Here is a 13,630-nt window from a genome sequence, read left to right on the forward strand (position 1 = left end):
TCCTATTCCGAGAAAGCGACCGTGACGGTCTTTATCCCGTTAATAGGCACGTCGAGCCGGCTGGAAAAGTCCCATCTTGCCCCCGATGCGACGCGGGCGGCGGCTGTCCCCAGCCTGTAGCGTAGGATCTTGCCGTCATTGGTGGCGACCGAAATGTCGATCGGCGGCAGTTCAGCGGAGCTGGCTCCATCGTTGATGGCAGCGCCGTCAACAAGCAGCAACGGCTTACGGCCGGACGAATCGACCCGCGAACTGATCTCGACTATGCGCAGCAAACTGGCCTGCCCCGCAGCAGGAAAGGCCATGGCGCGCAGAGTGGCATGGCCGCCCGACACCCAAAAAGCCATTGCCGCCAATGAGATGCCGGCGAGCCAGAACGCCGGACCGGCATGTCCGGCACGGACGCGGCCCTGGCCAGGCGACGCGCGCAGCATGTCCATGCCGGTCGAAGATGGCGTCGTGTGCACGAAGTCGGCATGGGTTGCGGATGATTCGCCCAATAGCTGGCCCGGCACGATGGTCTCGAAATCGGCGTCGACGATATCGGCCGCAGCAGGCCTTGTCGGCTGGGCGGATGTGTCGCGGCCCTCGGCGGCCATGATTTCGCCGGAAACCGGGCGTGCTTTCCGCGCGTCAGCCATCGGACCCCTTAGACATTTCGCCCTGAGGGGGTAAACGGAAATGGTTAATGCTTCGCCACCAGGGTGCTTCGCCACCAGGGTGCTTCGCGCCTCGAAACGGCTGGAGATTTTAACCATTCGTTAACCATGCGGACCCATGCTCGTTTCGTAGAAACGGGCAGCGAGGGTCCCGCAAATTCAACGGGATCGAGCAAGGTCTGCAGCACGTGATCCGCTTCGAAAATGTCGGCCTCAGATATGGAATGGGACCGGAGATCCTGCGTGATGTCTCCTTCCACATTCCCGAGCGCTCGTTCCAGTTCCTCAGCGGGCCATCAGGCGCCGGCAAGACGACGCTGCTCAGGCTGCTGTTTTTGTCGCTCAAGCCGACGCGCGGGCTGATCAACGTCTTCGGCAAGGATCGTTCGCGCATCACCCGCACCGAACTGCCGCTGCTGCGGCGGCGCATCGGCGTGGTGTTCCAGGATTTCCGTCTGCTCGACCACATGACCACCTACGAGAATGTGGCGCTGCCTTTGCGCGTGCGCGGGCGCGAGGAAGCCAGTTACCGCACCGACGTGGTCGAACTGCTCAAATGGGTCGGGCTCGGCGAGCGCATGCATGTGCTGCCGCCGGTGCTTTCGGGCGGCGAGAAGCAGCGCGCGGCCATCGCCCGGGCGCTGATCGAGCAGCCCGAAGTCCTGCTTGCCGACGAACCCACCGGCAATGTCGATCCGCCGCTGGCGCGCCGCCTGCTCAGGCTGTTCATCGAGCTCAACCGGCTCGGCACGGCCGTCGTGATCGCCACCCACGACCTGGCCCTGATGGACCAGGTCGATGCCCGGCGCATGATCCTCGCGGGTGGAAGGCTCGACATCTATGACTGAGCAGCACGCCGCCGATCTCGAACACGATCGGGAGCCAGAGGAAGACTTCGAAGACGAGTTCGAAGGGCAACCGCAGCCGCGCTTGCGGCGCAAGACCGCCCCCATCGTGCCGTCGCAGAACATTGCCGGGCGCGCGCTGGTTCTGGTCATCGCCATCATGACCTTCCTGTCCTGCCTGACGCTGGGCGCGGTCACGCTGGTGCGTGACACCGCATCTGTGTGGGAAAACCAGATCTCCCGCGAAGCGACGATCCAGATCAAGCCGGTTGACGGCCTCGACATGGAGGCGGCACTCGAGACCGCCGCGCGCATCGCCAGCGAATTCCCCGGCGTGCGCGGCACCAAGATCGTCGACCGCGATGCCACCGCACGCCTGCTCGAGCCGTGGCTGGGCAAGGGGCTGAACATCGACGAACTGCCCGTGCCGCGGCTGGTGATCGTCACCATCGACGAGAACAGCCCGCCCGACTTCCAGGCGATGCGCGACGCGATCACGCCCAAGGTGGCGACGGCGACGCTGGACGACCACCGCACCTGGGTCGACCGGCTGGTGGCGATGGCGCGCACCACCGTGACCATCGGCACCGGCGTGCTGGTGCTGATGCTGGCGGCAACCGTGCTTTCGGTAGTCTTTGCCACCCGCGGCGCCATGGCAGGCAACGGCCATATCATCGAGGTGCTGCATTTCGTCGGCGCAGAAGCACGGTTCATCGCCAGCGAGTTCCGCCGCCACTTCCTGCTGACCGGCATGAAAGGCGCGGCAGCAGGCGGCCTGGCCGCCGTCATTGTCTTCATCGTCTTTTCATGGTGGTCGTCGCGCAACCTGGCGACGCCCCAGGCCGACCAGGCGACAGCGCTGTTCGGCAATTTCGCCATCGGCGCCAACGGCTATCTCGGCGTCGTGCTGATCGTCGCCCTGATCGGCGCGCTGACGGCCGCAACGTCACATGTCACCGTCGTCACCTATCTCGACGAGATAGACAAGCATCAGCCGGACGGGCTTTAGGCAATGCTTGCGTCACACAACATGTCCAATCGTTACCTAATGTGTATGATACAGCGCTGCAAAAGCCGTATTTCCTGCTTAACCATGGTGACGTGATGGGACAGAACGCGCTCGCCGCATCGGGGACGGTTTCAGGAACGAGATTCTACCCAGCCGGGCGCAGCTCGCGCCGGAGAGTGATTTTTTTGCGCCGCACATTGTTCGTCCTTTTGCTTGCGGCTTTTGTCTTCATCGCCGGCTTTGCACTCTTTGCCACCCATGTCAGCGGCCTGACCACGCCAGCCAACCCGGCCAAGGCCGACGCCATCATCGTGCTGACCGGCGGCCAGTCGCGCATTGACGCGGCACTCAACCTTCTCAAGACCGGCAAGGGCGAACGCCTGCTGATCAGCGGCGTCCATCCCGCCGCAACGCGCCGCCAGCTGCAGCTCGCCACCGGAAGCGACAAGGCCCTGTTCAGCCGCGTCGACATCGACAGGGCCGCGCTCGACACCATCGGCAATGCCGAGGAAAGCGCCAAGTGGGTGGAAAGTCACGACTACGGCCGCGTGATCCTGGTCACCAACAACTACCACATGCCCCGCAGCCTGCTGGAAATGGGGCGCCTGCTGCGCCATGCCACGCTGCAGCCCTACCCTGTTGTCAATTCCAAGCTCGACGACGGCAGCTGGCTGACCAAGCCGAAAGCCTTCCGCGTGCTGTTCACCGAATACAACAAATACCTGCTTGCGCTCGCCCGCGGCATCCTGCCGGTGAAGCCGACGGCCGATGGCATTGACGTCGCCACCGCCGATTGACCGCCGCCCAACGCAACGGTTTAAGCAGGCAGCCGGCCAGCAGCCGTTTTCCTTTTTGGACGGCTTGGTGTAACCAACGGGCAAATTCCGTCCTCAGGCGCTCCCAGACAATGCTCTATATCCGTTCGCTGGCATTCAATTTCGTCTTCTATGTCAGCCTGGTGCTCCAGATGATCCTCTGGACGCCCTACTACTTCCTGTCGCCGCGTCATCGCGCCTGGCTCGTCCCCAAATTCTGGGCGCGCTCGAGCCTGTGGCTGCAGGAGAAGATCGCCGGCACCAGGAGTGAGGTCACGGGCGTCGAGAACCTGCCGGAAGGCTCGTTCATCCTGGCGCCCAAGCACCAGTCCTTCTGGGACGCCATCGCCTTCTTCCCCTACCTGCGCGACCCGCTCTACATCCTCAAGCGCGAGCTGATGTGGATCCCGCTCTTCGGCTGGTACATCGCCAAGATGAACATGATCCCGGTCAATCGCGGCAAGCGTTCGGCGGCCCTCAAGGCTGTGGTCGTTGCGACCCGCAGGGAGATGCAGAACGACCGCCAGCTGATCATCTATCCCGAGGGCACGCGCCGCGCGCCGGGCGACGAGCCGGCCTACAAATGGGGCATCGCCGAGCTTTACGCCGCCCTGAACATGCCTGTGGTTCCGGTTGCCCATGTCGCCGGCCTGTACTGGCCGCGGCGCAAGTTCCTGCGCTTTCCCGGCACCATCAAGGCACGCTTCCTGCCGCCGATCCCGGCGGGCCTGAGCAGGGAAGAATTCATGAAGCGGCTTGTCGAAGACACGGAAGCCGCCTGCGACGCATTCCTGATCGAAGCGGCAACCTCGGACAATCCGCCGCCAATGCCGCCCACCGCCGTCAAGCGGCTCAAGGAGCTGGGCGTAGAGGTCAAAAGCTAGCTGCTGGCCTCAAGCTCGCGCTTCATCCAGCTGGTATCGCCCCAGGTCGACAGCCAGATCATCAAACTGGTCGCCGCCGCAATCGCACCATAGGCCAGGGCGTAGGGCGGTCCCTTTGACGACCTGCGCTCGCGCGCGAGGTCCAGATGCGCAAGCTCTTCCTGCTGGATGGACAGGATCGCCACGTGCAGGCCTTCGTCGCGGTCTCGCAGGAAACGAAGCTGCTCTTCGAGATGCCGATGCACGGTGGCCTCGACAGCTTCCGTGCAGAGCCAGACCATCTGCGGCCCAAGCGCCGCGGTCACCAACCCCAGCACATAGCCGCCAAGCGACCAGAATTTCATGACGCGGCACGCTTGCGCGCCGCGTGCCGGCATGGCGTCGCTGAATATCCTTTCGTGAAGGATTTCGTCGGCACGCATCTTCTCAAGTTCCGGCAAGAGCTCGGGAAAGAACCGCCGAGCCATGGCAATCTGCGCGCCATAGATGTTGATCGCCCCGCGCTCACCGGCGTGGTTGACCTTGAGGATGCGCTGGATCGTAACCTTGTCAGTACCTGCAGGCAGCAGCATCGATGTCTTTCCAACCGACGTTACTTCCTTGATACCACCGATCCTGATGCTGCGACACAGGGCTGGCCAGCGGCCATCCGTCGCTCATGCTCCAGCAGCCAGCGCTTGCGCCACAGGCCGCCGCCATAACCTGTCAGGTCGCCGCTGACGCCAACCACGCGATGGCAGGGAATGACGACCGCGATCGGGTTGGCGCCGTTGGCACGACCGACGGCACGCACGGCAGCCGGGTTGCCGATCTCCGCGGCAAGGCCGGAATAGGTCGCCGAGGCGCCCGCCGGAATGCGGCGCAAGCCATCCCAGACCTGGCGCTCGAAGGCGGTGCCCTGCGGCGCCAGCCGCGTGGCGAATTCTGCCGAGTTACCGGCGAAGAAAGCACCAAGTTCGGCTTCGATCTGGTCGATCGGCCCTGCCCGCCCGAAGGCGATGGCCGAGCCGGTCGCGGCCTGCAGCTTGCGCACTTCAGTCGCCAGCGCCTTGCGCTCGAGGAATTCGAGAATGTGCAGCGCATGCTGGTCGGCAATGGCGATCATCGGGCCGATGGGGGTTTCGACCCAGTCTGCCTTGAGCATGGTCTTGCCGCGCAGCTTGGCCGGCGCCTCGCCGAGCAGGCGGGTCACTGCCGCGCGAAAACCGCTGCCGGATCCGAAACCAGCCTCGACCTGCGCATCGATGACGCTGTCGCCCGCGGTCAGCCGTTCCGCCGCCTGACCCAACCGGCGCAGCCTGGCCATCTCAAGGAAGCTCATGCCGAAGCGGCGTTTGAAGGCGCGGCGCACGGTCGATGCATCGAAACCCATGGCCAGAATGTCGGTTTCGAGCCAGCGCCGCTCCGGTTCGCGGTCGAGCGCGTCGAGAAGCGTGGCAACCAGCGGCTCGGGCGCGCCCGTGCCCATCATCGGCCGGCAGCGCTGGCACGGCCGGAAGCCCGCATGCAGGCATTCGGCCGTAGTGTCGAAGAAGCGAACGTTCTCGCGCTTGGGTTTGCGGGCGGCACAGGTGAGCCGGCAGAAGATGCCGGTCGACGTCACCCCGACAAAAGCGAGGCCGTCATAGCCGGGATCGCGTGCGATCAGCGCGTCGTAGAGCGTGTCGTCGGAAGGTCGTTGGAAAAGCATGGCCAATGCTTAGCGCGAGTCCGCAACGATGTGCCGCCGAAAAACAGGCGTTGATCTTGCCTCCTGACAAGAGGCCGTCATGAGCCGACGCGGCGCGCCACCTCTTCAAGCCAATGGTCGCGGATGCCAAGTGCCTTGAGATGCTCGACGGCGCTCGACACATAGTCTTCGTTGCGGCCGGACTGGCCGACGGCCCCTGAGACGATTTCGGCAGCATGGGCGGCGTCGAGGTTGCCCGCATATTGACGGTGCTTGCGATCGGCGATGTAGCAGACGGCAGGCACGCGCGCGCCGTCGCGGTCGAGCTGGATGGTGAACTCGCGCTCGAGATAGACGCTGGTCACCAGCTCGCGCGCCCTGAGATAGGCAATCACCTCGTCGCGCAGGTCACCGGGCACGCGGAACGCCATGCCGACGCAGGAGCCGCCACGGTCTAGACCGAGCACCAGTCCGGGCCGTTGCTCTGTACCGCGATGCACCCAGGAGCGGATGCACAGCGCCCGGCGAAAGCCCATCAGCCGAGCCCGGCGCGTCTCGACATGGGCGAAGCCCGGACGCCACATCAGCGAGCCATAGCCAAAAACCCAAAAATCGCCCATATCGCCAAGCCTGTTGGTGGTTCGCGGGTCTCCCGCGTTACAGCGACGCGCCTCCTACCGGACACGCAAAAGACGCTGTAACAATCTGAACACGCGCATGAGACCCTCGGAAATCGGTCCGATTTCAGGAACCATGCACTAACGAGAGCGTGAGTATGACGTCAAGCCAAGACCGGAAACCGAACTCCAGCCGCCGCTTCCTGTGGCTGACGCTGTTCATCGTCGTGCTGTTTGGCGGCTACAGCGCCGGCTGGTTCTGGCTCGCCGGCAAGGCCGAACGCGAGGTGCAGCAGCGCATCGCCGAGTTGAACCGGAACGGGGTGTCGGCCGATTGCGCCAACCCCACGGTCCGGGGCTTCCCCTTCCGCATCGGCCTGTTCTGCGACCGGGTGGAGTATGAGAATTCAGGGCTGCGCGTCTCGGCCAGCGCCGGTGCCTTCCGCACCGCAGCCCAAGTCTACCAGCCGATGCATTCGGTGCTCGAACTCGACGGCCCGCTGCGCGTGACCGCGCCCGACCTGCCGCAGCTCCAGTTCAACTGGGACCTGCTTCATGCCAGCGTGCGCGTGGCAAATCCCTTGCCGGAGCGCCTGTCGGTCGAGACGCGCAAGCTGTCCGGCCAGGCTTCGTTCATCGACGGCCCCGACATGCCGCTGTTCACCGCCGACGAAACGCAATTCCACCTGCGCCCCAACGGCATGGATATCGATCTCGCCGGCACTTTCACCGGCCTGCTGATCGACCCGGAGGCCCTGCACGGCCGCAAGCTGCCGTTGCTTGACGGCAGCGCCGACACCTCGCTTACCAATGGCATCAGCCTGCTCGGCGGAGGCCAGAAGAGCCTGCGCGGCCAGGCCGGCACGATCCGGTCGATGACGATTACCTCTGGCGGCAACACCGGGGCAGCGGTCACGGGTCCATGGTCGATCGGCGACGACGGCCTGCTCGACGCCAACCTGCGCGTCACCATCCAGAACCCGCGCGAGCTGTCGCGCATCCTCGCCGAGGTGATCCCTGAACAGAAGAAGCAGATCGAGACCGCGTTCGCAGGCCTGGCGCTTCTGGGCGACGCGCCGACCCTGCCGCTCAGAGTGACCAAGGGCCGGGCAATGCTGGGGTTCATTCCGCTCGGGATGCTGCCCGCGGTTCAATAGCTCCTGTCGAGCATTCCAGCGAGTAGCGAGGAAACCCAGCCTGGACGGCCAGGGCAAGTCGCTACTCGCCACTTTGCATTCCCTATTCGCTAGCTCTTAGCCGGGTGCTCGATGGCCTCGCGGCCGAAGTTCGGCACGTCGACTTCCTGACCGGCGTCGATGATCGAACGACGGATGGCGCGGGTGCGGGTGAACATCTCGAACAGCTTGTCGCCGTCGCCCCAGCGGATCGCCCGCTGCAGCGAGGCGAGGTCTTCCGAAAAGCGCGCCAGCATTTCGAGGATCGCGTCCTTGTTGTGCAGGCAGACGTCGCGCCACATGGTCGGGTCGGAAGCCGCGAGACGGGTGAAGTCGCGGAAGCCCGAAGCCGAATATTTGATGACTTCCGACTTGGTCACCGCCTCGAGATCATCGGCGGTGCCGACGATGTTGTACGCGATGATGTGCGGCAGGTGCGAGACGATGGCGAGCGTCATGTCGTGATGCTCGGGGTCCATGGTGTCGATGTTGGAGCCGCAGCGGCGCCAGAACTCCGACAGCTTCTCAAGCGCCACCGGATCGGTATCCGGAAGCGGCGTAAAGATGCACCAGCGGTTCTCGAACAGTTCGGCAAAGCCGGCGTCGGGGCCGGACTTCTCGGTACCGGCCAGCGGGTGGCCGGGGATGAAGTGCACGCCCGCGGGCACATGCGGGGCCATCTGGGCGATGACGGAGGCCTTGGTCGAGCCGACATCGGTGAGGATGGCACCCGGCTTCAGGGCTGTCGCAATATCGGCAGCCACGGCGCCGGACGAGCCCACCGGCACCGAGACGATGACGAGGTCTGCATCCTTCACCGCCGCCTTGGCGTCGGTCGAATAGCTGTCGCCAAGCCCGAGTTCCTCGGCGCGGGCAAGCGTCGACGCACTGCGGGTGGAGATGGCAATATGGCGGGCAAGCCCTTCGCGGCGAATGACGCGGGCCAGCGACGAGCCGATCAGGCCGATGCCCAGCAGGGCAATCTTGTCAAAGAGAGGTTCGGACATTTTTCAACTTCTCAGAAATTCGGTGAGGGCAACAACGACACCGCGATTTGCCTCTTCGGTGCCGACGGTCATGCGCAGCGCATTGGGGAAACCGTAGCCGGAGACCCTGCGCAGAATATAACCGCGCGCCAGAAGATAATCGTCGGCTGCAGCGGCCGAATGCTTGCCGTCCTCGGGGAAGTGAACCAGCAGGAAGTTGCCGACCGAAGGCGTGACGCGCAGGCCGAGCTTCTCGAACTCCGTGACCAGCCACTCTGCCCAGTGGGTGTTGTGGGCGACGGTGCGCTCGACATGGCCGCGGTCCTGGATCGCCGCCACGCCGGCCTCGATGGCCGCCGCATTGACGTTGAACGGGCCACGCATGCGCTCAAGCACGTCGATGACGTGCGACGGCGCATAGATCCAGCCGATGCGCATGCCGCCGAGGCCGTGGATCTTCGAGAACGTGCGCGTCATGACGACATTCTCGTTGGCCGCGACCAGTTCCACGCCCGCCTCGTAGTCGTTGCGGCGAACATATTCGGCATAGGCGGCATCGAGCACGAGCAGCACATTCTTCGGCAGCGCCGCATGCAGGCGACGCACCTCCTCGAACGGCAGGTAGGTGCCGGTCGGGTTGTTGGGGTTGGCGAGGAAGACGATCCTGGTGTTGGGCGTCAGCGCCGCGATGATGTTGTCGACGCTGGCCTTCTCGCCATCTTCCTTGGCAACGACGGGAATGGCGCCCGCTGCCTGGGTGTAGATCTTGTAGACCATGAAGCCATGCTCGGTGTAGACGGCTTCGTCGCCTGGCGAGAGATAGCTCTGCGCCAGCAGGCCCAGCACCTCGTCGGAGCCGTTCGTGCACAGGATGTTGGCAGGGTTGAGCCCATGGGTCGCCGCAATCGCCTGTCTCAGGCGTGACGCCGACCCGTCGGGATAATACTCCATCTTGCCGGCGAGCTTCTGTACCGCCTCGATGGCATGAGGCGACGCACCCAGCGGATTTTCGTTCGACGAGAGCTTATGGACCTTGGTAACGCCTGCGGGAGCCGCGCTCTTGCCGGGGACATAAGCTGCGATGTCCATGATGCCGGCGCGGGGTTCGGGGCGAATCTGCTCAGGTGCCTTGGTCATGTCGAAAATCCTGGATTGGCGCCTCCGGATGGAGGCCGCAGCGGAAATACCCCCCGTAACAGCCAATGTCGAGGAAAACCGGCGAAACTGGCCCGTCTGGCTGGACCATTGGGCCGCTGTTGACGCAATCGGCCACCGGGCGTAATAGCAGCGCATAGACCCGTGGTGATTTGGCCGGTCGGCTTGCAGCCACGTTAAACAAGTCGCTAAAGGGCCGTTTGCGATCCGTAAACCGGCTTTGCGACAGCAATGCCGGTTTTGTTTTTTGGAGGTCGCGCAATGCCGATCAAGATCCCGGATCAACTCCCCGCCCGCGAAGTGCTGGTGAAAGAGGGCGTGTCCATCATGGATGAGCAGACTGCTCTCCGCCAGGATATCCGCCCACTGCAGATCGGCCTGCTCAACCTCATGCCCAACAAGGTCAGGACAGAGACCCAGATCGCGCGCCTGATCGGCGCAAGCCCCCTGCAGGTCGAACTGACGCTGGTGCGTATCGGCACCCACAAGGCCAAAAACACCTCAGAGGACCACCTCATCGCCTTCTACCAGACCTGGGAAGAGGTGAAGGACCGCAAGTTCGACGGCTTCATCATCACCGGTGCGCCGGTTGAGCTGCTGCCGTTCGAGGAAGTGACCTACTGGGACGAGCTCAAGCAGATCATGGACTGGACCACGACCAACGTGCATTCGCCGTTCTTCATCTGCTGGGGAGCGATGGCGGCCGCATGGCATTTCCACCGTCTTCCCAAGCACACGCTGGAAGAAAAGGCGTTCGGCGTGTTCCGGCACAACAACAACGCGCCTGCCTCGCCTTATCTCGCCGGCTTCTCGGACGATTTCGCCATTCCCGTGTCGCGCTGGACCGAAGTCCGAGCAGCCGACATCCCGGAGGGCTCCGGCCTCGAGCTTTTGATGGAATCGGAAGACACCGGCCCGAGCCTCTTGGCCGAGGAAGCCGGCAACCGGCTCTACATGTTCAACCACATCGAATACGATTCGACCTCGCTCAAGGAAGAGTACGACCGCGACGTGGCCGCCGGCGTGACCATCGCCGTGCCGCACGAATATTACCCCGACAACGATCCGCAGCGCCGGCCGCTAAACCGCTGGCGCTCGCATGCCCACCTGCTGTTCGGTAACTGGATCAACCGGGTCTACCAGACCACGGCCTACGATCTGGAGAACATCGGCAAGGATCGCTAGCCGACCGCCTCACGGCCCCGCGCCCGGCATCCGGGCGCGGTCCCAAAGCGCCCTACCCGGCCTTTGCACGGTGCTCGTGAAAGGCGCAGGCGAGGATGCGCAGCGCTTCGCGCGAGCGGCGGTCGGTCAGTGTCGAGTGCAGCACGATCTCGGTCGCCGGCACCTCAGGCAGGCCGAACTTGCGGCTGACCTCGACGGTTCCGGGGGGCGCCAGGCGGCTGGGGAAGACTGCCGTGGCGAGCCCCGCCGAAACCGCCGCCGTGACCATCGAAGAGCCGCCGCCGACGAACACCTCGACCCAGGGAATGCCGGCGTCGTCGAGCGTGCGTGTCGCCAGGTCGCGAACGCCACACAGCCGCGACAGCGTCGCCAACCGGATCGGCTCACCCGGGCGATGATCGAACTCGGGCGTCGCGAACCAGCCGAAATGCTCAGGTCCCAACACCTCGCCGTCGCGGCGGTCGTCCTCGCGCCTGACGATCGCGGCGTCGAGCTTGCCACGGTCGAAGGCGTCGAGCAGCAGCGTTGAATTGTCGACCTGGACCTCGATGGTCAGCGCCGGATCGTGCTGGCTGAGGCGCGCGAGCAGCGTCGTCACCTCCGGTCCGGCGACATGGCCGGCAATGCCGAGCGTGAAGCGCCGCGCCGAGCACGACAGGCCTGCGACGGCATAGTCATGCGCGGCGAGGAAGGCACGCGCCGATTCGATGAACAACGCACCGTCTGCCGACAGCCTGACACGGCGCGGGGTGCGTTCGATCAGCTTGCGGCCGATGCGCTCCTCCAGCCGCTTGAGCTTGACGCTGACCGCCGCCTGGGTCGAGCCCATGGCGTCGGCGGCCCGCGTAAAGCTCTGGAGATCCGCGACCAAAACGAAGTTGCGCACGGCCTCGGCGTCGAGCCACAGCATCTCATCCATCCTGATTTGTTATCACTGATATAGGTTTGCATAGCATTTATGCATGTTCAAGCTTCGCCTATCTCAGCTGTTTCCAGATAACCAGCGGCACTGGGCCTCCTCCTCCCGACGCCGCCAGCCGGAGACACGGGATGAAGCTGACGAGTAGAGACAATCTGGCGCTTGGGGCGATCTGCCTGTCCGCGCTGATGTTCGGCCTTGAGATATCGAGCATACCGGTGATCCTGCCGACGCTCGAACATGTGCTGCAGGCCGACTTCAAGGACATGCAGTGGATCATGAACGCCTACACCATCGCCTGCACGACGGTGCTTATGGCGACCGGCACGCTGGCCGACCGCTTCGGGCGCCGTCTGGTGTTTGCCATCACAGTTGCAGCCTTCGGTGTGACATCCCTGATGTGCGGCCTTGCCCCCAGCACGACGGTGCTGATCGTCAGCCGTTTCCTGCAGGGAATGGCTGGCGGCGCCATGTTCATCTGCTCGATCGCCATTCTCTCGCACCAGTTCCAGGACGCCAAGGCACGCGGCAGCGCCTTCGCCGTCTGGGGCGTCATATCGGGCATCGGCCTGGGCTTCGGGCCGATCATCGGCGGCACGATCGTGGCCCTGTCGACATGGCAGTGGGTATTCCTCGTGCACGCGCCCCTGGCGCTGCTGTGCCTGGCGCTGACTTTCATCAGCGTCGGAGAATCGCGTGACCCGCAGGCCAAGAAGCTGGACCTGCCCGGCATCGTCATCCTGAGTGCTTCGGTCTTCGGGCTGACCTACTACATCACCCAGGGCGCCGATCTCGGCTTTCTCAGCCCGACAGCCCTTGCCATCGCCACAGCAACACTCATTGGCCTGATCGCCTTCGTTGCGGTCGAGCGGCTGCATCCGCATCCGATGTTCGACTTCTCGGTGTTCAGGATCCGCGATTTCTCCGGCGCCATCGTCGGCTGCGTCGGCATGAACTTCAGCTACTGGCCTTTCATGGTCTATATGCCGATCTACTTCACCGCAGGCCTCGGCTATGACAGCACCGAAACCGGCCTGGCCGTGCTTGCCTATACGGTGCCGTTCCTGGTGATGTCGCCGGTGGCGCAGTACCTTTTGCTGCGCACCAGCCCCCGCGTCGTCATCCCGCTCGGCTTGTTCACCATCGGCCTCGGCTTCATCGCCATGTGGTTGGGCAGCCCGGTCGAAGGGGCAAGCGGGCTGACCGTGCTGCCCGGCGCGCTGATTGCCGGCATCGGCCTCGGCCTGACGACCACCCCCGCCACCAACATGACCACGGGCTCGGTGCCGGCCAGCCGCGCCGGCATGGCCTCGGGCATCGACGCCAGCGCCAGGCTGATCGCGCTCGCCGTCAACATCGCGGTGATGGGCTTCGTCCTGGTCGAGGGTATTCTTGCCGGCCTGCGCGACGCCCTGCCCGAAATTGCCGACGCCGGCCAGTTGCGGGCGCTGGCCGAGCGTATTGCCGCTGGTGGCGCGATCGACGGCACGCAGAGCGCGCTCGACGTCCCTGCTGACGTCGCCCACGCCGCACTGGTCAATGGCTTCCACTGGGTGATGCTCTATGGCGGCATCGGCGTGTGGGTCCTGGCCGCGATCAGCTTTGCGCTTTTTGGCGCCGGAAAATCATCCGGCCTGCCGGAGCCCCGCCCGGAAAATCGCGTCGCAGCGCACTGAGGCGACAGCTGCAGGCCCGCCGCTCCGGCGGGCCTG

14 protein-coding genes and 1 riboswitch are annotated in these 13,630 nt (G+C 64.5%); of the genes, 7 read left to right on the forward strand and 7 right to left on the reverse strand.

All coding sequences use genetic code 11. The annotated features are described in order from the left end of the window. Positions 1 to 2: 2 nt before the first annotated feature. Complete coding sequence (locus tag B015_RS0120930) at positions 3 to 641, reverse strand: hypothetical protein (protein ID WP_018429687.1); 639 nt, start codon at positions 639 to 641, stop codon at positions 3 to 5. A 206-nt stretch (positions 642 to 847) separates the two neighbouring features. On the opposite strand from B015_RS0120930, the gene ftsE reads away from it, so the two are divergent. The 4 genes from ftsE to B015_RS0120950 all read left to right on the forward strand — a co-directional run bounded on the left by ftsE (position 848) and on the right by B015_RS0120950 (position 4,212). Beyond that, positions 848 to 1,507 carry a cell division ATP-binding protein FtsE gene (gene ftsE, locus B015_RS0120935; RefSeq protein ID WP_018429688.1) on the forward strand — a complete coding sequence of 220 codons (660 nt, stop codon included), beginning with the start codon at positions 848 to 850 and terminating at the stop codon, positions 1,505 to 1,507. Next, on the forward strand, positions 1,500 to 2,513 hold the full coding sequence (locus B015_RS0120940) for an ABC transporter permease (RefSeq protein WP_018429689.1): 1,014 nt from the start codon (positions 1,500 to 1,502) through the stop codon (positions 2,511 to 2,513). Before ftsE ends, B015_RS0120940 begins: the two co-directional genes overlap by 8 nt. Positions 2,514 to 2,698: 185 nt before the next feature. Further along, positions 2,699 to 3,310 carry a YdcF family protein gene (locus tag B015_RS0120945; protein ID WP_245262235.1) on the forward strand — a complete coding sequence of 204 codons (612 nt, stop codon included), beginning with the start codon at positions 2,699 to 2,701 and terminating at the stop codon, positions 3,308 to 3,310. 110 nt (positions 3,311 to 3,420) lie between these two features. Further along, positions 3,421 to 4,212, forward strand: coding sequence for a 1-acyl-sn-glycerol-3-phosphate acyltransferase (locus B015_RS0120950; protein WP_018429691.1), 792 nt, complete (start codon positions 3,421 to 3,423; stop codon positions 4,210 to 4,212). On the opposite strand, the gene B015_RS0120955 is transcribed toward B015_RS0120950, so the two are convergent. The 3 genes from B015_RS0120955 to B015_RS0120965 form a co-directional block, all read right to left on the reverse strand. Then, positions 4,209 to 4,784, reverse strand: a complete 576-nt coding sequence (locus B015_RS0120955; protein WP_018429692.1) for a demethoxyubiquinone hydroxylase family protein — start codon at positions 4,782 to 4,784, stop codon at positions 4,209 to 4,211. The two genes, B015_RS0120950 and B015_RS0120955, sit on opposite strands and share 4 nt — an antisense overlap. A gap of 20 nt (positions 4,785 to 4,804) precedes the next feature. Further along, positions 4,805 to 5,902 carry a trifunctional transcriptional activator/DNA repair protein Ada/methylated-DNA--[protein]-cysteine S-methyltransferase gene (locus B015_RS0120960; RefSeq protein WP_018429693.1) on the reverse strand — a complete coding sequence of 366 codons (1,098 nt, stop codon included), beginning with the start codon at positions 5,900 to 5,902 and terminating at the stop codon, positions 4,805 to 4,807. 77 nt (positions 5,903 to 5,979) lie between these two features. After that, positions 5,980 to 6,501, reverse strand: a complete 522-nt coding sequence (locus B015_RS0120965; RefSeq protein ID WP_018429694.1) for a gamma-glutamylcyclotransferase — start codon at positions 6,499 to 6,501, stop codon at positions 5,980 to 5,982. Between the two features lie 155 nt (positions 6,502 to 6,656). Here B015_RS0120965 and B015_RS0120970 point away from each other — a divergent pair, with 155 nt between their 5' ends. Next, on the forward strand, positions 6,657 to 7,655 hold the full coding sequence (locus tag B015_RS0120970) for a DUF2125 domain-containing protein (RefSeq protein WP_018429695.1): 999 nt from the start codon (positions 6,657 to 6,659) through the stop codon (positions 7,653 to 7,655). An 89-nt stretch (positions 7,656 to 7,744) separates the two neighbouring features. Here B015_RS0120970 and B015_RS0120975 read toward each other — a convergent pair whose 3' ends face one another. After that, positions 7,745 to 8,680: a prephenate/arogenate dehydrogenase family protein gene (locus tag B015_RS0120975; protein WP_018429696.1), complete on the reverse strand. Its 936-nt coding sequence runs from the start codon at positions 8,678 to 8,680 to the stop codon at positions 7,745 to 7,747. 3 nt (positions 8,681 to 8,683) lie between these two features. Further along, a complete protein-coding gene (gene hisC, locus B015_RS0120980; RefSeq protein ID WP_018429697.1) occupies positions 8,684 to 9,796 on the reverse strand; it encodes a histidinol-phosphate transaminase in 1,113 nt (370 codons plus the stop codon). A gap of 152 nt (positions 9,797 to 9,948) precedes the next feature. Next, positions 9,949 to 10,026: riboswitch (SAM riboswitch) on the forward strand. Positions 10,027 to 10,075: 49 nt separating this feature from the next. Here hisC and metA point away from each other — a divergent pair. Beyond that, positions 10,076 to 10,999 carry a homoserine O-succinyltransferase gene (metA, locus tag B015_RS0120985; RefSeq protein WP_018429699.1) on the forward strand — a complete coding sequence of 308 codons (924 nt, stop codon included), beginning with the start codon at positions 10,076 to 10,078 and terminating at the stop codon, positions 10,997 to 10,999. A 52-nt stretch (positions 11,000 to 11,051) separates the two neighbouring features. On the opposite strand, the gene B015_RS0120990 is transcribed toward metA, so the two are convergent. Continuing rightward, positions 11,052 to 11,909 (reverse strand): LysR substrate-binding domain-containing protein, encoded by an 858-nt coding sequence (locus B015_RS0120990; RefSeq protein WP_026227555.1) that lies wholly within the window; start codon positions 11,907 to 11,909, stop codon positions 11,052 to 11,054. A 140-nt stretch (positions 11,910 to 12,049) separates the two neighbouring features. Here B015_RS0120990 and B015_RS31325 point away from each other — a divergent pair, with 140 nt between their 5' ends. Then, on the forward strand, positions 12,050 to 13,594 hold the full coding sequence (locus B015_RS31325; RefSeq protein ID WP_040456347.1) for an MFS transporter: 1,545 nt from the start codon (positions 12,050 to 12,052) through the stop codon (positions 13,592 to 13,594). The last annotated feature ends 36 nt before the right edge of the window (positions 13,595 to 13,630 follow it).

This window comes from Hoeflea sp. 108, assembly GCF_000372965.1.
GTDB lineage: Bacteria > Pseudomonadota > Alphaproteobacteria > Rhizobiales > Rhizobiaceae > Aminobacter.

Coding starts and splice junctions, on each gene's coding strand:
- B015_RS0120955 (WP_018429692.1), bottom strand. CDS start 4,784: ATGCTGCTGCCTGCAGGTACTGACAAGGTTACGATCCAGCGCATCCTC.
- B015_RS0120975 (WP_018429696.1), bottom strand. CDS start 8,680: ATGTCCGAACCTCTCTTTGACAAGATTGCCCTGCTGGGCATCGGCCTG.
- B015_RS0120960 (WP_018429693.1), bottom strand. CDS start 5,902: ATGCTTTTCCAACGACCTTCCGACGACACGCTCTACGACGCGCTGATC.
- B015_RS0120970 (WP_018429695.1), top strand. CDS start 6,657: ATGACGTCAAGCCAAGACCGGAAACCGAACTCCAGCCGCCGCTTCCTG.
- B015_RS0120930 (WP_018429687.1), bottom strand. CDS start 641: ATGGCTGACGCGCGGAAAGCACGCCCGGTTTCCGGCGAAATCATGGCC.
- B015_RS0120990 (WP_026227555.1), bottom strand. CDS start 11,909: ATGCTGTGGCTCGACGCCGAGGCCGTGCGCAACTTCGTTTTGGTCGCG.
- B015_RS31325 (WP_040456347.1), top strand. CDS start 12,050: ATGAAGCTGACGAGTAGAGACAATCTGGCGCTTGGGGCGATCTGCCTG.
- hisC (WP_018429697.1), bottom strand. CDS start 9,796: ATGACCAAGGCACCTGAGCAGATTCGCCCCGAACCCCGCGCCGGCATC.
- B015_RS0120950 (WP_018429691.1), top strand. CDS start 3,421: ATGCTCTATATCCGTTCGCTGGCATTCAATTTCGTCTTCTATGTCAGC.
- metA (WP_018429699.1), top strand. CDS start 10,076: ATGCCGATCAAGATCCCGGATCAACTCCCCGCCCGCGAAGTGCTGGTG.
- B015_RS0120965 (WP_018429694.1), bottom strand. CDS start 6,501: ATGGGCGATTTTTGGGTTTTTGGCTATGGCTCGCTGATGTGGCGTCCG.
- B015_RS0120940 (WP_018429689.1), top strand. CDS start 1,500: ATGACTGAGCAGCACGCCGCCGATCTCGAACACGATCGGGAGCCAGAG.